General features: G+C 52.8%; 28 protein-coding genes and 1 tRNA gene. 10 read left to right on the top strand and 19 right to left on the bottom strand.

Going from position 1 to position 24680, the window contains the following annotated elements:
- Nucleotide 1: 1 nt before the first annotated feature.
- From AADB16_RS16425 to AADB16_RS16455, 7 genes are all read right to left on the bottom strand, one after another.
- Nucleotides 2-1297: a hypothetical protein gene (locus AADB16_RS16425; RefSeq protein ID WP_410804838.1), complete on the bottom strand. Its 1296-nt coding sequence runs from the start codon at nucleotides 1295-1297 to the stop codon at nucleotides 2-4.
- A gap of 118 nt (nucleotides 1298-1415) precedes the next feature.
- Complete coding sequence (locus tag AADB16_RS16430) at nucleotides 1416-1685, bottom strand: hypothetical protein (protein WP_410804840.1); 270 nt, start codon at nucleotides 1683-1685, stop codon at nucleotides 1416-1418.
- An 18-nt stretch (nucleotides 1686-1703) separates the two neighbouring features.
- Nucleotides 1704-1958 carry a hypothetical protein gene (locus AADB16_RS16435; RefSeq protein ID WP_410804842.1) on the bottom strand — a complete coding sequence of 85 codons (255 nt, stop codon included), beginning with the start codon at nucleotides 1956-1958 and terminating at the stop codon, nucleotides 1704-1706.
- A 464-nt stretch (nucleotides 1959-2422) separates the two neighbouring features.
- Nucleotides 2423-2737 (bottom strand): hypothetical protein, encoded by a 315-nt coding sequence (locus AADB16_RS16440; RefSeq protein ID WP_410804844.1) that lies wholly within the window; start codon nucleotides 2735-2737, stop codon nucleotides 2423-2425.
- 5 nt (nucleotides 2738-2742) lie between these two features.
- Nucleotides 2743-3234 carry a hypothetical protein gene (locus AADB16_RS16445; protein ID WP_410804846.1) on the bottom strand — a complete coding sequence of 164 codons (492 nt, stop codon included), beginning with the start codon at nucleotides 3232-3234 and terminating at the stop codon, nucleotides 2743-2745.
- Nucleotides 3235-3502: 268 nt separating this feature from the next.
- The gene (locus AADB16_RS16450) at nucleotides 3503-4111 is read right to left on the bottom strand and encodes a hypothetical protein (protein WP_410804848.1); all 609 of its coding nucleotides are present in this window, start codon (nucleotides 4109-4111) and stop codon (nucleotides 3503-3505) included.
- Nucleotides 4108-4323, bottom strand: a complete 216-nt coding sequence (locus AADB16_RS16455; protein WP_410804850.1) for a hypothetical protein — start codon at nucleotides 4321-4323, stop codon at nucleotides 4108-4110. Before AADB16_RS16455 ends, AADB16_RS16450 begins: the two co-directional genes overlap by 4 nt.
- A 241-nt stretch (nucleotides 4324-4564) precedes the next feature.
- Here AADB16_RS16455 and AADB16_RS16460 point away from each other — a divergent pair, with 241 nt between their 5' ends.
- The 3 genes from AADB16_RS16460 to AADB16_RS16470 all read left to right on the top strand — a co-directional run bounded on the left by AADB16_RS16460 (nucleotide 4565) and on the right by AADB16_RS16470 (nucleotide 5822).
- Complete coding sequence (locus tag AADB16_RS16460) at nucleotides 4565-4714, top strand: hypothetical protein (protein ID WP_410804852.1); 150 nt, start codon at nucleotides 4565-4567, stop codon at nucleotides 4712-4714.
- A 61-nt stretch (nucleotides 4715-4775) separates the two neighbouring features.
- Nucleotides 4776-5129, top strand: coding sequence for a hypothetical protein (locus AADB16_RS16465; protein WP_410804854.1), 354 nt, complete (start codon nucleotides 4776-4778; stop codon nucleotides 5127-5129).
- A 249-nt stretch (nucleotides 5130-5378) separates the two neighbouring features.
- Nucleotides 5379-5822: a PACE efflux transporter gene (locus AADB16_RS16470; RefSeq protein ID WP_309044861.1), complete on the top strand. Its 444-nt coding sequence runs from the start codon at nucleotides 5379-5381 to the stop codon at nucleotides 5820-5822.
- On the opposite strand, the gene AADB16_RS16475 is transcribed toward AADB16_RS16470, so the two are convergent.
- Nucleotides 5816-6148, bottom strand: a complete 333-nt coding sequence (locus AADB16_RS16475; protein WP_298449783.1) for a DMT family transporter — start codon at nucleotides 6146-6148, stop codon at nucleotides 5816-5818. The genes AADB16_RS16470 and AADB16_RS16475 overlap by 7 nt on opposite strands.
- A gap of 161 nt (nucleotides 6149-6309) precedes the next feature.
- On the opposite strand from AADB16_RS16475, the gene AADB16_RS16480 reads away from it, so the two are divergent.
- From AADB16_RS16480 to AADB16_RS16490, 3 genes are all read left to right on the top strand, one after another.
- Nucleotides 6310-7587, top strand: a complete 1278-nt coding sequence (locus AADB16_RS16480; RefSeq protein WP_410804857.1) for an O-acetylhomoserine aminocarboxypropyltransferase/cysteine synthase family protein — start codon at nucleotides 6310-6312, stop codon at nucleotides 7585-7587.
- Between the two features lie 154 nt (nucleotides 7588-7741).
- On the top strand, nucleotides 7742-8785 hold the full coding sequence (lipA, locus tag AADB16_RS16485) for a lipoyl synthase (protein ID WP_410804859.1): 1044 nt from the start codon (nucleotides 7742-7744) through the stop codon (nucleotides 8783-8785).
- A 180-nt stretch (nucleotides 8786-8965) separates the two neighbouring features.
- On the top strand, nucleotides 8966-9487 hold the full coding sequence (locus tag AADB16_RS16490) for a hypothetical protein (RefSeq protein WP_410804861.1): 522 nt from the start codon (nucleotides 8966-8968) through the stop codon (nucleotides 9485-9487).
- Between the two features lie 92 nt (nucleotides 9488-9579).
- Here the strand turns inward: AADB16_RS16490 and AADB16_RS16495 are convergent, their stop codons facing one another.
- Nucleotides 9580-10026 carry a Spy/CpxP family protein refolding chaperone gene (locus AADB16_RS16495; RefSeq protein WP_309044865.1) on the bottom strand — a complete coding sequence of 149 codons (447 nt, stop codon included), beginning with the start codon at nucleotides 10024-10026 and terminating at the stop codon, nucleotides 9580-9582.
- 214 nt (nucleotides 10027-10240) lie between these two features.
- Here AADB16_RS16495 and ylqF point away from each other — a divergent pair, with 214 nt between their 5' ends.
- Complete coding sequence (gene ylqF / locus AADB16_RS16500; RefSeq protein ID WP_410804863.1) at nucleotides 10241-11176, top strand: ribosome biogenesis GTPase YlqF; 936 nt, start codon at nucleotides 10241-10243, stop codon at nucleotides 11174-11176.
- A 98-nt stretch (nucleotides 11177-11274) separates the two neighbouring features.
- A complete protein-coding gene (gene fnr, locus AADB16_RS16505) occupies nucleotides 11275-12030 on the top strand; it encodes a fumarate/nitrate reduction transcriptional regulator Fnr (RefSeq protein WP_410804865.1) in 756 nt (251 codons plus the stop codon).
- Between the two features lie 27 nt (nucleotides 12031-12057).
- Here the strand turns inward: fnr and AADB16_RS16510 are convergent, their stop codons facing one another.
- On the bottom strand, nucleotides 12058-12936 hold the full coding sequence (locus AADB16_RS16510) for an SDR family oxidoreductase (protein ID WP_410804867.1): 879 nt from the start codon (nucleotides 12934-12936) through the stop codon (nucleotides 12058-12060).
- Nucleotides 12937-13109: 173 nt separating this feature from the next.
- On the opposite strand from AADB16_RS16510, the gene AADB16_RS16515 reads away from it, so the two are divergent.
- Nucleotides 13110-13466, top strand: coding sequence for a hypothetical protein (locus tag AADB16_RS16515; RefSeq protein WP_298449767.1), 357 nt, complete (start codon nucleotides 13110-13112; stop codon nucleotides 13464-13466).
- Between the two features lie 5 nt (nucleotides 13467-13471).
- On the opposite strand, the gene alr is transcribed toward AADB16_RS16515, so the two are convergent.
- The 8 genes from alr to rnr all read right to left on the bottom strand — a co-directional run bounded on the left by alr (nucleotide 13472) and on the right by rnr (nucleotide 21749).
- Entirely contained in the window at nucleotides 13472-14548 is a 1077-nt protein-coding gene (alr, locus tag AADB16_RS16520) for an alanine racemase (protein ID WP_410804870.1), read from the bottom strand.
- Nucleotides 14548-15954, bottom strand: a complete 1407-nt coding sequence (gene dnaB, locus AADB16_RS16525; RefSeq protein ID WP_298449762.1) for a replicative DNA helicase — start codon at nucleotides 15952-15954, stop codon at nucleotides 14548-14550. Before dnaB ends, alr begins: the two co-directional genes overlap by 1 nt.
- A gap of 231 nt (nucleotides 15955-16185) precedes the next feature.
- Nucleotides 16186-16632: a 50S ribosomal protein L9 gene (rplI, locus tag AADB16_RS16530; RefSeq protein WP_298449760.1), complete on the bottom strand. Its 447-nt coding sequence runs from the start codon at nucleotides 16630-16632 to the stop codon at nucleotides 16186-16188.
- Between the two features lie 20 nt (nucleotides 16633-16652).
- A complete protein-coding gene (locus tag AADB16_RS16535; RefSeq protein ID WP_410804873.1) occupies nucleotides 16653-17519 on the bottom strand; it encodes a hypothetical protein in 867 nt (288 codons plus the stop codon).
- A gap of 26 nt (nucleotides 17520-17545) precedes the next feature.
- Entirely contained in the window at nucleotides 17546-17776 is a 231-nt protein-coding gene (gene rpsR / locus AADB16_RS16540; RefSeq protein WP_114613426.1) for a 30S ribosomal protein S18, read from the bottom strand.
- Between the two features lie 25 nt (nucleotides 17777-17801).
- Nucleotides 17802-18245: a 30S ribosomal protein S6 gene (gene rpsF / locus AADB16_RS16545; RefSeq protein WP_298449752.1), complete on the bottom strand. Its 444-nt coding sequence runs from the start codon at nucleotides 18243-18245 to the stop codon at nucleotides 17802-17804.
- Nucleotides 18246-18473: 228 nt separating this feature from the next.
- Entirely contained in the window at nucleotides 18474-19211 is a 738-nt protein-coding gene (gene rlmB / locus AADB16_RS16550; protein WP_410804876.1) for a 23S rRNA (guanosine(2251)-2'-O)-methyltransferase RlmB, read from the bottom strand.
- A 15-nt stretch (nucleotides 19212-19226) separates the two neighbouring features.
- Nucleotides 19227-21749 (bottom strand): ribonuclease R, encoded by a 2523-nt coding sequence (rnr, locus tag AADB16_RS16555; protein WP_410804878.1) that lies wholly within the window; start codon nucleotides 21747-21749, stop codon nucleotides 19227-19229.
- Between the two features lie 254 nt (nucleotides 21750-22003).
- Between rnr and AADB16_RS16560 the strand changes: the two genes are divergently transcribed.
- A tRNA-Leu gene (locus tag AADB16_RS16560) sits at nucleotides 22004-22090 on the top strand.
- Nucleotides 22091-22292: 202 nt separating this feature from the next.
- Here the strand turns inward: AADB16_RS16560 and AADB16_RS16565 are convergent.
- Entirely contained in the window at nucleotides 22293-24614 is a 2322-nt protein-coding gene (locus AADB16_RS16565) for a tetratricopeptide repeat protein (protein WP_410804880.1), read from the bottom strand.
- Nucleotides 24615-24680 lie beyond the last annotated feature (66 nt).

Genomic DNA, 24680 nt, shown 5'->3' on the forward strand with positions numbered 1-24680 from the left:
ACTAACCCCTATTAGTAAATAAAATACCAGCCGATATAAATGCTGCGCAGAAAAGAATAATGGCACCTAAAATATTTAAACCAGGCAAGAACCTGTTAAGTGAAAAATTTACGTCAACGCCCATAATGGTTTGAATGTTGTCATCAACAGAACCACCGCCAGAAAGGTCGGAGCTAAACATACTTTGAATTTCGGCCTTTATGGTATTCATAGCCGATTCATAATCCTGAAGCACCTGGTTATATTCGTTAGCAGGGTCAGTCAGCTCCATATCTATAGGGGTACCGCTCCAAGTGACAGGATCGGGAGTCTCACCATCTCCGGGATCTGGATTGCTACCACCACCGCCGCCACCACCTGGAATGTTGCCGATAGCATCCACAATAGCCTTAGTACCTGAATCAAGCTGCTTACCAATACCCTTTAGACTTTCTGAAATATTGCTAGTATCGCTATTGCCTTTCTGTATCAATTGCTGAATCTTAGAAAGCTGATTACCGATACCGGTAAGATCACCAGCACCATCACCGGTACTATCGCCACTTACAGCATCGAGTAAATCTTCAGGTGTAGCATTAGGATTCCTAATCTCACCACACTGAAAAGAGATACCTTTTTTTCCCATAATGACGGCCAGACCACCTGGGCATTGCGGAGCATTAGCTTCAGGTGGATAGCACGACGGCTTGTAGCTCCCATCATCCTGCTCATGGAAACCATAAGTAGAACCGACGGGACATTGATTTTCAGGATCACCACAAACGATTGCCGCCTCACCACCAAAACCAATCACCCCCTTAAAATCAGGATGATCAGGGCCACACTCTGGTTGATCAGGTTCTTGCGGTTCCGTTTCCGGTTCAAGAAGACAAATATTGCCTAACACACCCCAAAAACACTCAGTAACGCAAAGCTTTGTCGAACGATCATAAAACTCACCAACTTCACGACACTCAGACGGGCTTTTAGGAGAAACGCACTCGCCGGAATCAGGGTGAATAAAATCAGGAGACGTGCAAACAGGGCCAGGATCAACACAATACCCCGTATTAAGATCTACAGGGCCGGAAGGACAACCGCCCCACTCACTAGCTACGCGGTTTTCATTATAAACGGAGCCATATTTTTTTAATAAAACACGAAATTCACCAGGACGGCCATCACACTGGTAAGTACCAATAGCTTGGCAAGCAGCTAAAGCTTCAGCATAAGTTTCATAATAAAATACGGCAGCACTAGCAGCAGATGAAAAAAAACAGAGCAGCAGGATCAGACATCCTTGAACAAATAAACGCATAACTGACCCCACTAAATCAAAAAAGGGCCGAAACCGGCCCTGTATTGCTTTAACTGCCGTTGTAACCGAGGGCAAACATAGAGGCCCAAAGGGCCCCTATGAGAACACCGGTAAACATTTAACGACGCATAATCGAAACAATAAGACCCAACCCGACAACCACTGCCACAAGCGCAATGACACCAAGCGCTGCAGCCGTTACGTTACCGCTCGCGTCTGTAAAGGCATCACCAATAGCAACAGTGTGATCAGCTGCAGACGCCACACCGGCAGCAAGACCGGCAGTCAGTGCGGTACCAACCAACGCGGCACCACGACCAACGCGAGAGCGAGCAATAGCCCACTGCTTGTTGGCTTCGTTCTTTTCCATCTCGATCAATTCAGGCATAACAATTACTCCACTGGTTTAAGAAACTTTCCGCATCACCTGGACAACCCGACTCAGCCCGATTCCAACAGCCCAAAACACCAGGCCAGAACCCATAACCAAACCAATCATCCCAGGATCAGGGGAAAGGTATTCAGCGAACACCGTTTCGATGTCCTGTTGCTGAATTTGTTGAACCGTCCAGTTACCACCAGAGCAGCCCATCACGGCATTACCGTTGATAAGCTCACTTGTTAAGGTGCCTGAGCACTGGTAGTTCTGGACGGTTTGCATCAATGATCCCCTAACAATTCAAGTGCGCTAATGAAGCCGTGAACGTCACCGAGCAAGAAACCTGAGGTGAAGGCTGCTAACGTCACAACGAAGAAGGTTTTCATTTTGTTTTACTCTCCTTTGATTCCGTTTAAGCTCTGAAAAACAGGCTTTGCAGGGCTGCTGAAACTTCACCTGCACACTTCCTTTACGCTGCATGGTGTAGAAAAATTCGCGATCTTCAGGCCAGTATTCTTTGCACCTGGTGCAGCGCCGCTCGGTGCCAAGCTCAGTCAACTGGGTTTTTGGGAGTCTCACTAACAACCTCCTCAGTCGGGCAACCGTGCTCCTGGATATAGTCCGAAACCGACTCATCGACCGTATAAGCAAAGATGGTGAAACCACCAAGCAGCCCGCTAACAACTAGAGCGATATACACGCCGATAGTGTTCAGCAACCATAAAAAGGACACGATCAGCTACCCCTTAACCAGCCTTCTTATGAGGCTCAGAAACAGGCTTCTGACCAGGCACAACGCCAACGATAAAAGGCTGACTCTTACCGCCGCTTGCCTTTTTGATCATGGCGATCAGCTTGACGTTATCGCCTGGCTTAAAGTTTTCGGCTCGCAGCTGCTCGAAGACCTGGGGATCAGCAGAAATTTTGGTTACTTCAAGGCCCAGGGTATTTTCTGCGTTATCACCGGTAGGATGCTGGCCGGTAAAGATGCTGCAAAAGGTGCGACCCTCAACAGTAACTTTGTTGCAGCTGAATACGGTGGATGTCATTTCAAATTGCATGGTTATTACTCCGCGTTTTTGGCCAATTTATAGGCATTTGCTTTATTGAGTTTTGGGTTTTGCTTGTTGACATCAAACAGGGCCAGGTAAAGGCGCTGCATCAGTTCTGCCTCACGTTCACGATGTGACAGCTCAAACGTGGGGCTATGGCCGAAGGCCAATTCTTTTCGCCAGAAGGTGACACTCGAATTCAAAGCAATCATGTGACGCTCAAACAGGCGCTGAAGCATCAAGGCATCACTATCTGAAACTTCCAGTGCAACCCCTCCGGGGTGGGCTCTAGTCGCTTTGCTCCCCGCGCCTAAGGTCGCGGCCCTTACGGGTGACGATCCCGGTTGCCTGCCGCGCTCCGCTTGCCTCGATTGCTCACAGCTCTGAATCAAAGGGGGGGCCTCCCCCCTCGTCAACGTCTCCGCTCTGTTACGGGCAACGTGAGGCACGTCCTGACCAGCGCAAGGCCAAGCGCTACGCGTGCTGCGCAGCCTTGCGCCGGTCATGCCGAACCTCCCTTGGAGCCCGTGAGCGGCGACGATGACGAGGGGGGGGCTTCAATACTTTGGTTAGAAACTTGATCACCCGAAAAACCGAAATCAGGACAGCCAGCATGGAGCCAGGCCGCGAGTACGGAGCCGGAAAGTGTCCAAAGATCAGTTCCCCTGGAGAACGCTTCCTTCTCAAGAGCAAGCTTTACGGATGTGGTGGACTGGACGTAGAAACGCTTGTTCTTGTCCTCGATGTTGGCTTGCCTGGGAGGGATGCGGGGCATTATGCGGCCTCCCCTAGTTGTGGAGCGTGATAGACAAGGTTCCAGCTAGTAGCACCATTTTGAGAATCACCGCCTATAGCAAGGTATTGATTACCGCGACTATCAATGGCAAAGCAGCCAGGTTCCCAACGCTCAGGATTGCGTAGTTCATTCATCCAGCCGGAACACTGGCCCTTAAAGACAATGACAACGCCACCGCGAAGGCGAGGACGGTCAGCCATGTAATCCGTAGCAAGGCGGTTATTTTCAGCGGCTATTGAGGGATCTAGCGGGCCGTAATCAACGTCAGCAGAGCCGACACGGGACTGAACTGGGGCTGGGGCTGGGTCGACATTAAGACCCTTAAACGCCTGGCAAGCCTTGAGCATGGCGAACGCTTCAAAGGTCTCAGCGTCGGAAACTAAAAACAGATTGAAAAGGGAAGTAAGCTGAAGACCATAGCTGAAAAGGTAACCATCCAACCCCAGAAAAGCGTCCCTGAAACCATGAAGCTTTGCGCCAATACGTTCAGATTCTTTGTATTCGCGAGCCGACCATAGATCACAAGTGAGCCAAAAAAGCTCGTCCATTTCTTCTTTCTTTTCAGCGCGGATTTCGTCAGTAATCATTCCTGATTCTCCCCTTTCAAGTCTTCAACCAAGCGCACCAGGTTAACCAGGCGACGCTTGCCAATTTTGACCGTGGGGACATAAGCGCGGTGTACCCACATGTTCATTACAGATTCATCGACACGGCACCACTGAGCGAAAGCCCGCCACTCCATTAAGGGTGGCCAATCGGCGTTTTCGGTGATGCGCTCAGTTATCGAATGCTCTAACATGTTCTATACCTTGCAGTGTGTTGCTATAACTCACTAAATGAGCTCAATAATTGAATTATAGGCTATAGATAGGGTGAGTTCAACTATTGAGCGGAAAGATTGAGCAGGTTTTTAGAACATTATGGAATCAATACTAGGGCGTGCTAGAACTCTAATTAAACTGAAAGGCGTAGATCACTTAGCAAAGAACAGTGAGATACCGGCTAGCAGATGGTCGAGCGTTACATACAAGAACGTAAGAATGAGCACAGAGGAGCTGGATGTACTCCAGAAAAAATACCCTCAATACCGGCTTTGGCTAATTAGCGGGGAGCTGGCACCAGACATAGGGCAGACAAGCCCTGAATACGACCAGGCAAACGAAAATTTAAGCAAACGCGCAGAGGGATAAGCATCACTCAGGAAGTTATGAACCGCTGGTATCACCGAAACGCAGAAAACAAGGAACAGGGTTGAAAAAGCTACTTTTATTTTTGTTAATAGTTACGACAAACATACAAGCAGATGAAATGCCAGTACCCAGCTACATGGCTAAATCATACCCGTACACGTACGAGGTCACTGAAGATGGAGACTTGGATCTAGATTCCTTGTGCTCAGCAGCTCCAAAAAATGAAAGGGTTCTATGCAGGGCAAATGCAAAAGAAGACTTCAAAAAAGTATGTGAAGAACTGACCAGAATTAAACCGTTTCAAAAAAATCACGGGCGTAGAGTTGTACTCGAATCACAACGGTTTTTTTGTTTTGCCTACCGGGATATAAAAATAATAGATGACAAGCGCGACTTCCTAAAAAGAGATAACTGATGTTGACCAGTTGACCAGCGCATAGCTAATCTATGCCACTTTATGAAATCAGAGCCTAGAGCAAACACATATATTGCAAGGCTTTGAAGCTTTACGAGATGCGTTCTTTTGTACTCATAATGCTGGGGTCGGCGGTTCAACTCCGCCCCTTGCTACCAGTATTCGAAAAAGGCCGCGATTCACGTCGCGGCCTTTTTTTATTTTCGCGCAGAAAAAGCGCCCAGCACCCAGCTTCTGTGGAGACTTCTCATGAGAACCACTGGCGACAGAATCCGGCAAGCGGTTTCCTTTGAAGTTATCGGGCTGCTCATTTCCGTTCCCCTGGCAGCCTTCGCCTTTGGTTACTCACTTGAAAAGACCGGCGTGCTTGGCCTGATTGGGGCTACGCTAGCCACAGTGTGGAACTACATTTTCAATCTTGGTTTTGACCACACACTAAAACGATTTACCGGCTCAACCCGCAAATCCCTGAAACATCGCTTCATACATGCCATCTGTTTCGAGTCGGGGTTATTAGTAGCCTTTCTTCCGATTATTGCCTGGTGGATGGATATAGGGCTGCTGGAAGCGCTTCTGGTGGATGTCTCATTTGCGCTGTTTTATCTGGTGTATGCCTTTGTGTTTACCTGGTGTTACGACACCCTGTTTCCCGACTCTGACACAGCCATATCCGAACCCCCCTCCAATCAATGAACGCCGGTCCGGGAGAGAACGTTCAGCACGAATACGCCGGAAATAATCAACCCCATACCAACCAGACCCCAGGCATCCAGCTTCTCTCCAAATACAACCCAGCCCACTGCTGCGATAAGTACGATGCCAAGACCTGCCCAAATTGCGTAAGCGATTCCGACCGGAATCGTCCGCAAGGCTAACGCAAGTAGGTAAAATGCCAAGCCGTAGCCCAGAACAACAATGAGAGACGGCACCAGCCGGGTAAACCCTTCGCTTGCTCTAAGCGCAGAGGTAGCTATCACCTCAGCCACTATGGCTACCCCCAGAAATACCCAACTATTCATCACCCATCCCCCTCACTCTCAATGGTTTATCGCCCTCAAAGGCCTGCATATTATGTTCAGGCATGTCACGATTGCATACCGGTATAAACCCCGCCAAATCTATATGGCATACTGACGCCCGAAACCAACAACGCCAACTATCCATTCGCAAGGAAGTTACTATGAAATTCGAGACGATTGCCCTTCACGCCGGATTCAAAGGCGATCCGACCACCAAAGCCGCAACCACGCCAATCTACCAGACCACGTCCTACACGTTTGACGACACCCAGCATGGTGCGGATCTGTTTAACCTGAAGGTTGCCGGCAACATTTACACCCGAATCATGAACCCGACCAACTCGGTACTAGAAGAGCGCATGACTGCGCTTGAGGGCGGTGTAGGCTCCCTTGCCGTTGCCTCTGGCATGTCTGCCATTACCTACGCTCTACAAACCATCTGCCGGGTGGGCAATAACATCATCAGCACCGGCCAGTTGTATGGCGGCACCTACAACCTGTTTGCACACTCGTTGCCGAACCAGGGCATTGAATGCCGCATGGTCCGCCATGACGACTTTGATGCTATTGAAAAGGCGATTGATGACCAGACCCGCGCCCTGTTCTGCGAGTCCATTGGCAACCCGGCCGGCAACGTAGTAGATATTGCACGCTGGGCTGAAATCGCTCACAAGCATGGCATTCCATTGATCGTAGATAATACCGTTGCAACGCCCTACATTTGCCGCCCCTTCGAGCATGGCGCAGATATCGTTGTGCACTCCCTCACCAAGTACATTGGCGGACACGGAACAACCGTAGCCGGCATTATTGTGGATTCTGGCAAGTTTGACTGGAAAGCCAACGGCGACAGGTTCCCGATGATGAACGAGCCAGACCCCTCATACCACGGTGTGGTCTACACCGAAGCTCTGGGCGCTGCGGCGTTTATCGGTCGCTGCCGCGTTGTGCCCCTGCGCAACACGGGCTCAGCCCTCTCGCCCTTCAACTCATTCCTGATCATGCAAGGTTTGGAAACTCTGGGCTTGCGTATGGAGCGCCACTGCGAGAACGCTGAGAAGGTTGCCAACTTCCTGCAGAATCATCCAGCAGTTGAATGGGTGAACTACGCTGCGCTGGAAAACAGCCCGTATAAAGCCACTTGCGACAAGATCTGTGGCGGCAAAGCATCCGGCATTGTGAGCTTCGGCATTAAAGGCGGACGTGAAGCTGGCGCCAAGTTTATTGATGCGCTGGATCTGATCTACCGCTTGGTCAACATTGGTGATGCCAAGTCACTGGCTTGCCACCCGGCCACCACCACTCACCGCCAGCTAAACGCGGAAGAACTCGAAAATGCGGGAGTGAGTGAAGATCTGGTACGCCTGTCCATTGGCATCGAACACATAGATGACATTCTTGCCGACGTGTCTCAAGCACTGGAAAAAGCTCAGGCTTAACCGCATCTAATCAATAATCCTCCACCGGGTACGACGAAAGTCGTGCCCGGTATCCCCCTATAACACCCCGTGATTGCCCTTACCTGCCTTGTAACTGCCCTGCCAGCGGATTATTCTCTCAGGATCCCCAAGCCTTAATGAGAGTCCGGTTGCAATGAGCGAAAGCACAAAGCCCCGCGTCACCAGTGGTTCCAAATTCCGTAACGAGCATGGTTTTTCAGCTATCAAAGATGGCCAGAAGCGCTCGGCAAATCAGGAGCCTGTATCTGTTGAACGCAAGCCTCGGTGGCTGAGAGCAAAGATGCCCGGTGGCGAGCGCTTTGAAGCTGTGCGCAAAAACGTTACGGAAAACCGGTTAAGCACTGTGTGCCAGGAATCTCATTGCCCCAATATTGGCGAATGCTGGACCGCCGGCACGGCAACCATCATGGTGATGGGCTCAGTATGCACCCGCGCCTGCCGCTTCTGTGCTGTGGACACAGGCAACCCCAATGGCTGGCTGGACAAAGACGAGCCTGAAAACACCGCCAAGTCTGTTGAGCTCATGGGCCTACGCTATATTGTACTTACCTCTGTAGACAGGGACGACCTGGAAGATGGCGGCGCTGCCCACTACGCGGCCTGCGTATCAGCCATCAAAAAGCGCACACCAGAAGTCGCTGTAGAGGCGTTGACGCCCGACTTCGATGCGGTAATGAGCGATGTAGAGAAGGTACTGGACTCCGGCCTCGAGGTATTTGCGCAGAACGTTGAAACTGTAGAGCGGCTAACACGTCGCGTTCGTGACCCACGTGCAGGCTATGAAAAGACGCTCAGTGTGTTGGCTCACGCCAAGCAATACCGGCCAGACGTGCTCACTAAAACCAGCTTGATGCTGGGCTTGGGCGAGACCCATGAAGAAATCCTGGCCACCATGGACGATCTACGCGAAATAGGCGTGGATATTCTGACACTGGGCCAGTACTTACGGCCAACGCCAAACCATTTGCCGGTAGAGCGTTATGTAACGCCGGAAGAGTTTAATCAGTACCGTGAAATAGGTTTGGAGAAAGGCTTCATGGAAGTACCGTCGGGGCCAATGGTACGTTCAAGCTACAGGGCTGACAAAGTGTTCGACAAAAACAACCTGGGCCTTGCGGTCCCAAAAGTACCTGCAGCCTCAAATGCTATTCAGATTCCCGTTAAACACGTTGAATAGTGCATAAGCTGAACACTACCCTTAGCTTCATCCTGCCTTCAGTCTTGCGTTTCATAGCTAAAGCAACGAAAATCCACACCGTCGCTCAGGCACTGCGCGACCCGGACACCGTAGCGCCTTAGATCACCCTAGGGCCTGCTCCGGTTCTTGCTTAAAACACCAAAGAATGGAAATCTGATAATGAAGCTTTTCTCTCTCAAGTCCAAACTGGTTGCTGCTACCGCTGCTACCGCTATCCTGTCCTCTGGCATGGCTGTTGCTCAGGAATCTGAGTCTGGCAAAATCATGATGGGCTTTAACCCGTTTGGTAGCTCAAGTGTATTTGGAACTCCAAGTGTAACTGCCCCTAGCTACATGATCGGCTACAAGGCTAGCGAGACACTGCTGCCCTTCGGCTACCTCTCTATCACAGATCCCGGCGGCTCTGCTGACACTATCTTCACAGTCGGCGGTGGCGCACGCATGTACCTGGGTGACATGTCCAACCGTATTCGCCCCTTCGCTGGCGGAGCTTTGGGCATTGTTAACGCAGCAGACACAGGCTTTGGCATTGGTGCATTCTTTGGTGCTGAAGCCATGATCACCGACGGCGTTTCAATCAGTGGCCAGATTGGCGCTGAGATTGCTGATGGCGGCTGTAACGCTTGCGACACCACGATCGATTTGGGCACAGCCAACGTAATGTTCAACCTGTACTTCTAATTACCGGTTGAGCTCAGGCAGTGCGCACACGGATTGCGCACTGCCCTCTTTCCTTACCCCCCTGATAAACAGGTGAGATAGCAGGGTACATTTTACTGCCCTTGCTGCTGCATCATCATTTGGCGCTGCTGCATTTGCTGACGCATTTCCTGCATCTTCTTATCCAGCTCATCACGCTGCTCCTGCGTGAACACGCTGTCGACCTTAGCCTGCATCAGAGCTGAAAGCGTGGCAATTTCACCGGTTACATCGCCCAGATTCTCTCCTTGCTTGCGAATGGCGCCTTCATCGTAATCCGCTTTGATTTCAGCCTGCATTTGCTCCTGCAAGGCACGAGCTTCTTCGCGCAGCGTACCAATTTCACCTTGCATCTCATCAAGGATGCCTCGGATCTCTTTTTGCTGATCCTCGGAAAGCCCTACCATCTGAGCCAGCTGATCTACCTGATCGGGCTGTCCACCCGGCGCTTGCTGCGCCAATGCGGGTGCGGAAAGGCTCAGTGCCACAAGAGCAGTGCCGAACAGTTTTGCAAGCTTCATAGAAATCTCCGTTAACAATGTGGTTTGGTTAATCAACTGATTTCACAGCCTAAAGCATCCCGCCCTTGCTTTTCACCCCAACACCCCTTCTTTTTGTACAGGTTGTGAGCCAAGCCCGCTCAAAACCCGCCACACTAGCGCATTGAAACAAATGTGAAAGTTTGGTCATTCCCCTTCATAATGCCCCTATTCACACACTTCCGGAGCGTAACAGATGGCTATTAACTGGTTTCCAGGGCACATGCACAAAGCCCGCAAGGAGATCAAACAAATCATGCCTCAAATGGATCTCATCATTGAGGTACTGGACGCCCGCATCCCCTTTAGCAGCGAAAACCCGCTGGTGCCCGCCCTGCGCGGAGACACACCACTACTGAGGGTCCTTAACAAGCGCGATCTCGCTGATCCTGCCATCACGGCGCAGTGGCAGACCTGGCTGGAAAGAGAGCGAGGCGTACGAACCATCACCCTCACCCACAACCAACGCGGCGAGGCGCTGGATATACTCCGGCTGGCCGGGGAAATGACACCCAATCATGACCGCCAGAAAAGCGCTTTACGGGTAATGATTCTGGGTATTCCCAACGTAGGTAAATCCACGCTGATCAATACCCTTGCCGGGCGCCCGGCGGCCAAAACCGGTAATGAACCGGCGGTTACCAAGGCCCAGCAAACCATCAAATTGCCGGACAACATTTTGCTTTACGATACACCCGGGTTCCTGTGGCCAAAGCTCTCACCAGAGGAATGTGGATACCGGCTTGCGATTACCGGAGCCATACGTAGCTCCGTTCTGGATTTTGAAGACATTGCGATGTTTGAAGCGGACTACCTGCGAGAAGCCTACCCCGAGCTTGTGAAAGCCCGATACGGCTTTAACGAGCTGCCGGCAGATGGCTTAGCCCTCATGGACGGCATCGCCAAAAAGCGGCGGTTCCTCGGCCGCGGTGGAGTTCCGGACTTGAACAAAGTTTCTGAAGTGCTGCTCAATGAGTTCCGTGCTGGCACGCTTGGGAGAATCTCTCTGGAGACACCCGAGATGGTAGAGCAGGAAATAAAGATAGCCGCCGCGGCGGAAGCTGAAAGAGAAGCCAAGCTTTCCGAAAAGAAAGCTGCAGCCAAAGCAGCCCGCTCGGGCCGACGTCATTAGGCGATATATGCATATCCTTAGATTTGCTCATTGGCAAATCAGTGCCCACGTATTAGAGTGATCCTTTGATTTGCATCAATTCGGACGGTCCACCAGAAATGGCTCAAGCAATCAGATTTCGCCAAGCAACCTCGCCCCTGAAAGCATCCTGTCAGCAGTGCAGCTTGAGCAACCTGTGCTTACCACTTGCCGTTCAGGATAATGACCTGGATAGCCTGGAAGACATTGTACAACAAGGGCGCATGTATGATCGTGGTGAACATATCTTCGATCAAAGCACACCGTTCCGCTCCTGCTTCGCTGTAAAAAGTGGATCGGTCAAAACGTCGATTATCACCGAAGGTGGTGAAGAGCAGGTTACCGGCTTTTTCATGCCAGGAGAGCTTGTGGGCCTGGACAGCATGAGCGGCGAGTTCTACGCATGCACAGCCAAAGCGCTGGAGCGCACAAGCGTATGCGAGTTCCCGATTGAAAAGCTGGAAGAGCTCACCGGCAAGTTGCCAGATCTACAGCACCACATGTACCGCCTGATGAGCCAGGAAATTCAAAACAGTCATCAATTGGCCATGCTGCTTAGCAAGAACACGGCGGAAGAACGTATTGCAGCACTGCTTCTTTCTCTATCCAGCCGTTTCCAGCGCCGGCGCATGTCGCCAACCAACTTCAGCCTGCCTATGGCCAGAAATGATATTGCGAACTTTCTTGGGCTAGCGGTTGAAACGGTTAGCCGTGTTTTCACTCGTTTCCAGAACCAGGGCCTTATCCGCGCGCGAGGCCGTGAAGTCGAGTTGCTGGATGTTGAAGCACTGCAACTGGTAACCCGTGAGCTTTCACGCCAAAACTGCGAGCAATGAACCCCTATTTACTGGAACCGGCTGCCATTACTTGGTCGGCAAGCCAGTTTCAGCTCGCACCAAACCTTCCTTCAGCATAGTCAGCTCATTCGCTAACCCGGAGCGCCACGGCTGCTGTTTGATTCCGAATGTATTACGGATTTTGGTACAGATCAGCGTTGTATTGGGTGGCTCAAGAGCGCCCCATAACGGCATATCATCCACAACGTGAATATCTTCCGGAATACCCGGCAAGCCAGCAATGGCCAGACCTAACTCATACAGACTGATCTCTTCGGCGCCCGCGTACTGATAGGTTCCCCACACCTCAGCACCGCAATCCAGCTGCTGAATAACAGCGGTCATTACCCTCGCGAGATCCTGCACTGACACAGGTTGCCCCACACAACGCCCGGGTAAGGTCAGAGTCTCATTCGCTGCGGTGCTCGCCTGAACTTTGCGAATGAAGCGCCCCAAACTCCATCCGGTACGTAAAATAATGTGCCGGGGCAAGAGTGTGCGCAATGCCTGTTCACACTCCCACTGCCAGTTGCCAAGTTCATTCACCGGCTGGCCGGGGTTAGAAGCTATATAGCCGCTTTGCTTACGGCCATCAAACACGTAGCACGAAGATAGCTGGAACAGCGCCATGCCTTTGTCGCGGGCATACTCCGCGATGGCCACCGGAAGTGAAAATGCGGCTTTGTGGGTGCCTTCGGGATCGCGTTCTGCGACTTCAGGGTCTGCCATCCAGAGCGCATTAACAATAAGATCAGTATCGTCCGGGATCCAGCGCTCAAGGGCACTCAGGTTAGCACCAGCCGGATCGCTGACCAGCAACGGGCTAACACGCAGAGAGGTATTCCTGAGCCGCTCGAGCAGAACCTTCCCCAAGGGGCCGTAATCGTGAACAACAAGTACATGCACTAGGGTTCAATGCCTCCGGATATTACTGATATGACGCGCCAGGGGGCCCTGTTTGGCCAATGGCTTCCTGCTACCGTTTCGTAGAATGATTCGCAACTCAAGATGCCGTCAGGCGAGCCTGCTCGGCACTGCACTTGCTATCCCTTCAAGAAGCATACAACAACAGGATCACCATGCTGAAACAACAGAGCCATATTGTTGCCCCAATTCCAGACGAATTGCGCATGCGGGCCCTATATACCGTAGAAGAGCTACGCGGGCGCGGCAAAGCTGACAAAGAAGCGATCGACAAGCTCTACGCCCTGATTGTAGACATGACCGACGCAGGCCTGGATTTCTTTTTTATCGAGCCTCTGCGACGACTGAGGGCCAGCAAGATGATGCTAAGCATGGCCAAAGTAGGCATTAGCAGCATGCTCAAAGGCAGTAAGATGGTTGTCCACAAAGTACTTAAAAAGCTGGACGACCGCAGCTTGGCATCCATTCTCGACTTCATTGAAGAAATCATCCAGGAGCCTGAAACTACCTGAGCAGGCTATTGGGAGACTCGAGGAACCCGGCTGGTAAGCCCCGTGAGTAGCTCATAAGAGATGGTTCCGGCACAGCTTGCCACCTCGTCGATTCCAACCGTGCGCCCCCACAACTCAACAAGATCTCCTTCCCTGGCCTCTGGCACATTACTCAAATCCACTGCCAGCATATCCATGGAGACCCGACCGATCAGCCTGATACGGCGGCCAGCAATGGCCGCCGGCGTGTCCGTTCCAGCATGGCGAGGGTAGCCGTCTCCGTAGCCGATGGCGACCATACCCATGCGGGTGTCGCGCTCAGCAACCCAGCCTGCGCCATAGCCTACACTTTCCCCCGCTTTCACAACCCGCGTGGTGATAAGCGGCGCTTCAAGGCTCATCACTGGTTCAAGACCGAGTTGGGGGCCCGTCTTCCCAATGATCGGTGAGCCCCCATAGAGCATGATGCCCGGGCGACTCCAGTCAAACAGAGGCTGGCCTGGAATAAAGTGGGCTGCAGAATTCCCCACGCTTTTCATCAGTGTGGGCCAGGGCGCGGTTGCTGTTTCAAAGTTTGCAGTCTGGGCAAGTGTCATTGTGCTACTGGCATCATCAGCGCATGCGAAATGGCCAACAAACCCTTGAAGCTTGGGCGCAGCACCCATTTTTTCGAGCTTGGTCATCACGGCAGGCAGAGCATCTCCCCGGAAGCCCAGACGGTTCATTCCAGTGTTAACCTTCAACCAGAAGGTCGGCGCAACGCCACTGTGCTCCATCCACGCCAGTTGGTGCTCACCGTGCACTACCGGCTCAAAGTTACTGTGTACGCAGTCCGCCAGGTCACCCGCGGCATGCACTCCCTGAAGCAACACCACTGGCTGCGCATGGCCTGCCGCGCGAATAGCCCAAGCTTCTTCAATACAGGCAACGGCGAACTTGGGCGCAATATCCGCCAGTGCCGATGTAACCCGGGCAATACCATGGCCGTAGCCATCAGCCTTCACAACGGCCATGACTTTGGCGCCACCTGAACGCTCGCAAGCTGCGAGGTAGTTAGTGCGCAAAGCATCAAGATCAATGCGGGCGACGGTACTGCGCGGCATTAGTATTCTCCACCATAATCCCCGTAGTCACCGCTAGCGAGGTCTTCAAATTTTGTATATTTACCAATGAAGGCGAGGCGTATGGTGCCAATAGGACCATTACGCTGCTTACCGATGATAATCTCGGCAACGCCCTTATCTGGCGTATCTTCGTTGTACACTTCATCACGATAAACAAACATGATGACGTCTGCGTCTTGCTCAATCGCACCAGACTCTCGCAAGTCAGAGTTAATCGGGCGTTTGTTGGGGCGCTGCTCAAGGCTCCGGTTAAGCTGCGAAAGCGCCACCACTGGGCAGCTAAGTTCTTTTGCTATGCCTTTCAGGGACCGGGAAATCTCCGAGATCTCCGCGGTCCGGCCTTCAGTATTGCCTGGCACCCGCATCAACTGCAGGTAGTCGACCATGATCAAGCCGATTTTGCCCCCGTTCTCACGGGCAATCCGGCGTGCGCGAGAGCGCAGATCAGTAGGGCTAAGGCCCGGTGTATCATCAATATACAAAGGCTTGTCTTTAAGCAGGCTGACAGCAGAGGTAAGCCTTGGCCAATCGTCCTCTTCAAGCTTTCCGCCACGAACCTTGCTTTGGTCAATGCGCCCCAGAGACGACAGCATACGCATGGCCAGTGCATCTGCCGGCATCTCCATACTGAATACCAAAACCGGTGTGCCCGTGCTGATCAGGGCATTCTCGACAATATTCATGGCGAAGGTGGTCTTACCCATCGAGGGTCGTCCAGCCACGATGATGAGATCGGCAGGCTGCATACCAGATGTTTGCTCATCCAGGTCTCTGAACCCTGTCGTCAAACCAGTAGTCTGTTCGCCAGATTCGAACAATTCTTCAATACGGCTCAGGGCTTTGGTCAGAATCGGATTAATCGACTGAGGACCCGAGCCTTCTTTAACCCTGGACTCAGCAATTTTGAATACATTACGCTCCGCCTCATCCAGAATCTCGCTGCTGTTGCGCCCTTGAGGATTAAACGCCGAATCGGTGATCGTGCCTGAAACTTCCACGAGCTGCCGGAGGATTGAGCGCTCTCGGACGATCTCGGCATAGGCTCGAATATTGGCAGCACCGGGTGTTTTCTCGGCCAGCTCCGCCAGATAAGAAAGCCCACCGGCATCTTCAATATCGCCCGCACGCTCCAGAAATTCAGCCAGAGTAACAACATCCAGCGGCTCATTTTCGCTAGCCAGACGCTCCACCGCACCAAAGATCAGCCGGTGATCCTGGCGATAAAAATCGGCAGCGGAGATTATCTCGGTAATCTCATCAAATCGCCGGTTGTCCAGCATAAGACCACCCAGCACTGCCTGTTCCGCTTCTGCGGAATGAGGTGGCACCTTGATGCGGCTGGTTTCGGTATCGATAATTGCGGGTTTCAGATTAGGCTTCGCCATGAACACATCTTCAGTTGAACATCACAGCCACGACAGTGTACGCGGAAGGTCGCAGCAATGGAGGGGGTTACCGGAGTTAACAGCATACCAGAAAGCAACAGGCCCGAAAGCCGTATTAAACGGTTCGGGCCTGTTGGGTTGGCCGGGCGAAAACGCAGAAGAGCTCTCTACCAGCCACCAGCGTGTTACCGAAGCCGGGATAAGCCCGGCACTGCTTCCGAAGAAGACAGCTTACTCGGCAACAACCGCCAGTTTAACAGTCACTTCAACATCAGAGTGCAAGTGAAGCTCGATCTCATACTCGCCTGTTGACCGCAGCGGGCCTTCTGGCAAGCGAACTTCGCTCTTCTCTACTTCAGTACCTGCAGCAGTGATTACGTCAGCAATATCACGCACACCGATGGAGCCAAACAATTTGCCTTCATCGCCTGCTTTGGAGGTAACTGTGAAGGATGCACCTTCCAGAGCCTCAGCGCGGGCCTGAGCTGTTGCCAGCTTCTCGGCTGCTGCTTTCTCAAGCTCGGCACGACGCTCTTCGAACGCCTTCAGGTTTGCTTCGGTGGCAGGCGCAGCCTTGCCGTACGGAAGCAGATAATTACGGCCGTAACCGGACTTTACTTTTACCTTGTCGCCCAGGGTGCCAAGGTTTGCAACTTTCTCGAGCAGAATAACTTCCATCTCGTTAACCTCTTCGTGCTTTATTCAGCCGGCCCGGCAGGCTTTATTCGCCTCCGGATATCCAGCCAGCTATCCACAAAAGCCAGAACCACTAACAGAATCATCAGGCTTGGGCCCAGAAGCACCAGTGCAACGTAAAACATTGCAAGCCACTGGCCACTCAGATTTTTACGACCAACAATGCCATGAATCAGTGCCAGGCCCGCCAAAAACATCGGCGTTCCGGCTATCCAGACCAGCAACATAGCATTCAACCCGAGAAACGGGCCAACAACCATGGTGGCGATAAGAACCACTGCAACGGCGGGTGACAGCTTGAGATCATGGAATTCCTTGCGGAATCCGCCGGGATTATACAACCCCGACTGCCACGATCTTGCCAACATTGTCATGCCCACGCCGATTGCCAGATAACTACCGGCCATACTGGCGTTCATGGTGTCCCGTATAACCGTCTCGAGATCGTTCCCAAGCGCACGGGCCACTTCAGCATTGTACTGTTCGTAAAAACTGACCCCGGTGCGAACGAGTTCGTCCATCAAACCGGGATACACCATGGGCAAGATAAGCCCCATGACGATCGCCAGAAAGCTCCCTCCGAGAAGGGCTCTTTCCCAGGACAGCGTTGTTCTCAGCATGGATGCCATCAGCATCACCTGCAGCAGCACCGCCAGAGCTGTAGGATCGCCCCCGAACACACTCCAACCAAGAGCCGGAAGTAGTGCCCAAAGGCCAATATTAAGCCCCTGACTGATGCCAAGCCTGAGAATAACCAGGCCAACAACCGCTGCGCCAATCCAGAACAGCAAAGGTATCGCAGTTGTTACTGCTGCTACCCCGCTGGCCTGCAGGGGACCGCGCATTACAAATTGTGCCAGTGCACGCATGGTCCCAAGTCCTGTCTTTCTGTTACTTAGTTATCGTGGCTATCCGAGTACGGCAGCAGTGCCAGGTAGCGGGCGCGCTTGATAGCGGTAGCCAGCTGACGCTGATAACGTGCTTTTGTGCCTGTAATACGGCTAGGCACGATTTTGCCGGTTTCTGTGACATAACCTTTCAAGGTGTCCAGATCTTTATAATCGATCTCTTTAACACCTTCTGCCGTGAAGCGGCAGAATTTACGACGTCTGAAAAAACGAGCCATAACGTATCTCCTCAACTCCGGTTAATTACTCTTCTTCGTCCTGGGAATCCGCTGACTGCTCTTCGTCTTGGCGCTCGCCTTGACGGTCATCAGAAGATTCAGCCGAACGACGCGGACGATCATCTCCGCCGGAACGACGGTCCTCACGGGACTCAGCGGCTTTCATCGGAGACATATCGGTAACAGCTTCATCGCGACGCAGAATCAAGTCACGGATGATGGCATCGTTAAACCGGAAGTTGTGAGTCAGCTCGTCCATTGCAGCCTGTGAACATTCAACGTTCATCAGCACATAGTGAGCCTTGTGAATCTTGTTGATCGGGTATGCCATATGACGACGGCCCCAATCTTCCAAACGATCTACCTTGCCGCCATCTTCAGTGATGAGGCTGGTATAACGCTCGATCATCGCGGGCACCTGCTCGCTCTGATCCGGGTGTACCATAAATACGATTTCGTAGTGACGCATGAGTTCTCCCTACGGTTTAAACAGCTTTCTCTAATTCACGGACTGGCCGGGAAGCATGAAAGCAAGGAGGTGACAGCCTAAGCTGCCGGTTTTGTGCTTTATTAATAAGGCCTTACAAAAAACCTTAATCAAAAGCGAAGTGTTGTACACCTGATTAGAAGCAATACAAACCTCCCCCTAAAAAAAGGGGTCACGTATTCTAGGCGTACAGGGGCTTCTGTGCAAGGGCTAACCAATGCGTTGACGCAAAGCCTCATACAGGCAAACGCCAGTAGCGACAGAAACGTTGAGACTATCCACATGGCCAAGCATGGGTATGTGGATAAGTTGATCGCAGTGCTCACGGGTAAGGCGGCGCATACCCTTGCCTTCCGCCCCCATCACCAGCGCAACCGGGCCTTTAAAGTCAGCCTGATACAGAGTCGTCTTCGCCTCACCGGCCGTGCCGATCAACCAAACACCCTGATCCTGCAGAGTGCGCAGAAAGCGAGCCAGATTCGTCACGCGCACGAATGGCACCGTCTCGGCCGCACCGCAAGCAACTTTACGGGCCACTGGAGTAAGCGAAGCGGATTTATCCTTAGGAACGATAACCGCCTGCACACCCACCGCATCACAGGTGCGCATACACGCACCCAGATTATGGGGATCGGTTACACCATCCAGCACTAACAGAAACGGAGGCTTGTCGCTTGCCGCAAGCTGGGCCAGAAGGTCGTTTTCTGTCCACTCACGGCTTTCACTGACTGCCGCAACAACACCCTGGTGAACCCCGCCAACGCGCTCATCCAACTCACGGCGATGGACAACACCCCACTTCACCCCTAACTCATCAAGGGCATCTGTGATGGACTTTACTCGCTTGTCCTGCCGGCCAGTCTGAATCCAAACACGCTGCAACCTTTCAGGCTCGCGCTTGAGGACTGCCTCAACCGCATGCCAACCGAATACAAATTCCTGAGACACTGGTTTGGATTCCTGTTATTTGCTTGTCTTACGGGGTTTGCGCGGCTTACTCACACCATCTGGCTTGGCCGCACCCTTCTTGGGCTTTTTGCCAGCATCACGGGCAGCTTCCGCAACCAGTTGCGCTTTTGCAGTCGCAGGCTTGCTGCCACGCCCGGATCTACCAGTGCTTCCACTCTTACCGGATTTTGGCCCCGCAGACGCCCCGCCACGACCACGGCCTTTGTCGCCGCGCTTTCCGTCCTTGCCACGGGCATCCCGCTTGGCAACCCCCAACCCGTCCCGATCTGCTTGCCGCCGTTTCGGCTCACTGACCAACTCCAGGTCGATCTTTCGATCTTCCATGCCAACCCGCATTACACGTACACGCAACTCGTCGCCCAGGCGGAAACTGATGGCCGTGCGCTCGCCAATCAAGCGATGCTTGGCAGCATCGTGATGAAAATAGTCGCCACTCAAGGTGGACACATGCACAAGACCTTCGATATACACATCCGCGAGCTGAACAAAGAAACCAAAGGGCACAACAGCGGCAATCACACCGTCAAACTCTTCACCCACATGATCACTCAGAAACTCACACTTGAGCCAAGCCATAACATCGCGGGTCGCATCATCTGCGCGTCGCTCAGTCATCGACACATGCTCACCCAGCTGCTCCATCTTGGCGTAATCGTAGGGATACTCTACCAGTGTTGCATCGTGTACAGCTGGAGACACCACATCCTTGGATACTTCAGGATTATGAATCCGTGATTTGATAGCGCGGTGCACGATCAGGTCAGGGTAGCGGCGAATTGGAGAGGTAAAGTGAGCGTAACTTGGGAAGCCCAAGCCGAAGTGACCACTTTCATCCGGGCTATAAACCGCCTGGCTCAGCGACCGCAGCATAACTGTCTGGATCACATTGGCATCTGGCCTGTCGACAATCTGGGATAACAACTCCTGGTAATCCGCTGACGTTGGACTATCGCCACCACCCAGCTGCAGACCCAGCTCACCCAGGAACAAACGCACCGAATTAAGACGCTCTTCCGAGGGGCCATCGTGCACCCGGTAAAGGGCGGGCATTTTGTGCTTCTTGAGGAAGCGCGCCGCGGCTACGTTAGCGCACAGCATGCTCTCCTCAACAATCTTGTGCGCATCATTACGGTGCACTGGCACAATCTCTTCGATTTTGCGCTCAGCATCGAACACAATCCGGGTTTCCGTGGTTTCGAAGTCGATAGCGCCACGCTCTGTGCGCGCTTTGCGCAGCAACTTGTACAAATCGTACAGGTTATGCAGATGTGGCAGCACGTCGGCATACTGGGCAGACAGGCGGTATCCCGGCTCTGTATCTGGCCGCTCAAGCATGTCGCTGACCTTGTTATACGTCAGTCGGGCATGGCTGCGCATAACTGCCTGATAAAACGTATATCCACTGATGTTACCAGCGGCGCTGATGGTCATATCTGCAACCATACATAGGCGATCAACATCCGGGTTCAGGGAGCACAGGCCGTTGGACAACTTCTCCGGAAGCATGGGCACCACGTGATCCGGGAAGTACACAGAGTTACCCCGGCGCAACGCCTCTTCGTCAAGGGGCGACCCAGTGCGCACATAGTGAGACACGTCTGCTATCGCAACGACGAGTCGATAACCACCTCGACCTCTGGGCTCGCAATAAATCGCATCATCAAAATCCCTGGCGGTTTCATCATCGATGGTCACCAAACGCATGTTGCGAATATCGACGCGATTCTTTTTATCCTTCTCTTCAACCTCGGCAGCAATAGAAGCAGCTTGCTCGCCTACTGCGGTGGGCCACTCATGGGGAATATCGTAGGAGCGAATAGCCACGTCGATTTCCATCCCCGGCGCCATATGTTCACCCAAAACCTCGACTATCTTGCCGGTAGGCTGGGTACGCACGGTGGGCTGGCGCAAGATATCGACAACGACATACTGACCATGAACCGCCTCACCAACATGCTCTTTCGGCACCAACACTTCGTGATTGATGCGGGCGTTTTCCGGCACCACATAGGCAATGCCGCTTTCATTAAAGAAACGCCCTACCGTTTGCTGTGTACGATGTTCAATTACATCAACAATAACGCCTTCACGCCGGCCACGGTCGTCGACCCTGTCTACCCGGGCGGCTACCCGATCGCCGTGAAACACTTGGCGCATTTGCCGGGCAGTAAGAAACAGGTCTGACCCGCCATCATCCGGCACCAGAAAGCCGAAGCCATCTTTGTGCCCAATAACCCGACCACTCACCAAGTCGGCTTCTTCAATCGGCAGATAGGCATCACGCCGGTTGCAGATAAGCTGCCCGTCGCGACACATGGCGATCAAACGACGCCGAAGTGCTTCGATACCTTCCGGGTCTGTTTGCCCAAGCTCTGAACACAATGTTTCGTGCGTTGCCGGAGCCCCCCGCTCTTTCAAGTGCGCAATTATGAATTCCCGGCTTTGGATCGGGTTGTCATAATTTTGGGCCTCACGACTGGCGTGTGGGTCTTTGCGTTTTTTATTTCTGGAACCCATTAAAATCCTTGCTCAATGCGGCGCCACAGCGGCGCTGTTCGTATTCATTTGCAACACAGTATACGTTGGGAGGCAGCAACTGCCTAACAACCCACCTTTTATAGGCATAATTACCTGCCAAGCATTTACTGAAAAAATGTTTGACAGCTTAAGCCGGAATTACTAAAGTACGCGCCATCGGATGAGACTGCACGTTCATCTTAGGCAGAAACGCCCAGTTTTCAACAAACTAACGGGAATTCTGCAAATCACCTGCCGAGGTGGTGAAATTGGTAGACACGCTAGCTTCAGGTGCTAGTGGGGGCAACCCCGTGGAGGTTCAAGTCCTCTCCTCGGCACCATTTCTTTCCCCAAGAAATGGAAATATCTAAATTAGACTCATACACCTATCGTCTATCAAAAGCATTAACGCGCTAGATTTCTTATGGCACGGTTGTTTGTTTCGCCCATCTTCTGAATACCTTCCAGCTCCTTTTCACGCACGGTTAAAGCCCTGCACAAGCACTCCATGGAAAAATTTACGAACCATGGATGCAATGCCGGTTACTTCTGCTCAATAGACTGAAGTAACAAAGATGTCCTTGCGTCTTCCGGGGCCACAGCGACAAAACGGGTTGCGTATTTTCGTGCGGCCGGAATGTCGCCATCTTCCAAGGTGTAGGAAAGGCGCGCATAGAGCAAATCAGGGTCATTTGGATTCACAGCCAGCGCTGCATCGAGGATTCGCAATGCCTGTTCCGGCTGGTTGTATGAGCGTAATGCGACTGCATAAATGTAAGCAAACCGGGGATCGGGCGCGAGCTTGTGAGAGCGCGCCAGAAACTCAAGCGCGTCACTCTGGCGACCCTGACGGATGCGCATTAAACCCAACGAGTGCAACAGGCTCGGATTGTCAGGTACGGCAGTCAGGCCCGCTTCGAGGATACGTTCCGCCTGCACATCCCGATTTGTAGCGCGGTATAGATCGGCCAGATTCGCATAGGCTGGCGCAAACTGGGGGTCCCGCTGAATGGCCAGCCGGTATTCAGCTTCGGAACTAACCGCATCGCCGCGCTCAGCGTGAAAGAGGCCAAGGTTTAAATGCGCCTCTGGCCGTTCCGATACTGCTGACTGGGTCGTTTCGTAGTTCATGAAACTGAGCTCAACTGCCGCTCGCTCTTGTACCGACAAGGAACCAAAGTCGACCGGGGCAAGCGCCCGACCTGCTGCTGCACTAACGGCCGGCACGCCGCTTGTCGATGCTCGCAACGCTGCTATTCGAGCCGCCGGAGGATAGTCAGTAAGCGCATCCAGTGCCGCAACCCGAACCAACGAATCATCGTCGTATAGACCTTCATTGATAGCGGCGAAGAGAGTCCCTCCGGGGAACCGTCGCATTTCAGTCAAAGCGGTAGCTCGCACTATCCCAGGCATTTCCGGATTGGAAAACAATCTCTCCAACCCCTCTATCGTATAGGCCTGCCCTTTACGCGCCGCATCAAAGATTGGCCCCCAAATCTGGAAGCCCTTGCGATCGGGACCGAACCAGTTCTCTATTGTGGCGGCGGCCCACTCTGGCCCGCGTTTTGTGTGGCAATCATTGCAGGCATTTGGAGTCCCCATTTTGACACTGAGGTCGGGCCGCGGGATGCGTAACGAATGGTCACGACGAGGGTCGACCACCATGTAATCGCGTGTTGGCATGTGACAACTTACACACTGCGCACCCGGGCTGTCGGGCTCGTGATGGGTATGCGCTGTCGTGTCGAATTTAGCAGGCGTGTGGCACTGGGCGCAGAGTGTATTTCCCGGTGCCCGCAACTCGGCGGTATGGGGATCGTGACAGTCACTGCAGGTCACACCCTTGGCGTACATTTTCGATTGCAGGAATGAGCCATAGGTGTATACCTCATCCTCTTGCTGTCCGTCTGCATAATACAACCCTTCTACCAACAACGATGGTTTATGCGTATCGAGCAATTTCCCAGTGGGCCCTGGGTTTGTACTGATCGAGCCTCGACGCGAATGGCAAACAGCGCAAGTCTCAACCTCCCGGTGATTCTGCATTGGCGAGCTCCGTGACGCGGTGCCTGCCCCAGCATCCGCAACCCAAACAACCCCCTTGCGCTCATTAAGCGGGATCGTCAACCCCATGGACGGCACCGACGGCGCGCCATCAACTGCTTTAGCCCATTCCACATGCGCAGATCCGGGGCCGTGGCAACTCTCACAAGCTACGCTGATATCACTCCAGGTGGTCGCATAAGTATTCGAATGGGTATCGTAGTTACGGCGGAGATTGGTGGAATGACAATCGGCACACATGTAGTTCCAGTTTTGCTGGCTACGGGTCCAGTGCAATTCATCTTTGCTTTCGATGCGTTGATCTGGATAAAGGTGGAACCAGCGCTGACCGCCTTCCTTTTTTAACCGGGCATCCCACGCAATCGACAAAGCTTGCATGCGCCCATCAGGGAATTCGATCAAATACTGCTGCAACGGATAGACACCAAACGTGTAGCTGACCTTGAAGTCTGCCAACTCGCCATCAGCACCATCCGTGCTGACCCAAAACTCATCATTCCGGCGGAAGAAGGTCGTCGTAACGCCCGCGTTGTGAAATTTGACGTTTTCGAAATTTCCCAACACCGCCTTTTCAGTTGCATGCGCCATCGCATGGGCGTGCTGCGATGTCTGCCAGGTGACAGACTGCTTTGCATGACAGCCACTGCAGACGGGCTCGCCAACATAAACTACGGGTGCCCGGGCTGAACGAACTTCAGCAGTTGTAGCATGTGCAAAAACTGCGGCACCCATGACAATAAAGCAGAATAATCCTGCAAGGACACGCAGTGTTTTCATCCCTGATCGGCTTTGCTTCTTCATTGAAATCGCCTGGTACAGAATTGTCATATTTGAATAGAACTGCGGCGCCGGCGCAAATCCGCAAAA

Source organism: Marinobacter sp. KMM 10035 (genome assembly GCF_046537445.1).
GTDB lineage: Bacteria > Pseudomonadota > Gammaproteobacteria > Pseudomonadales > Oleiphilaceae > Marinobacter > Marinobacter sediminicola.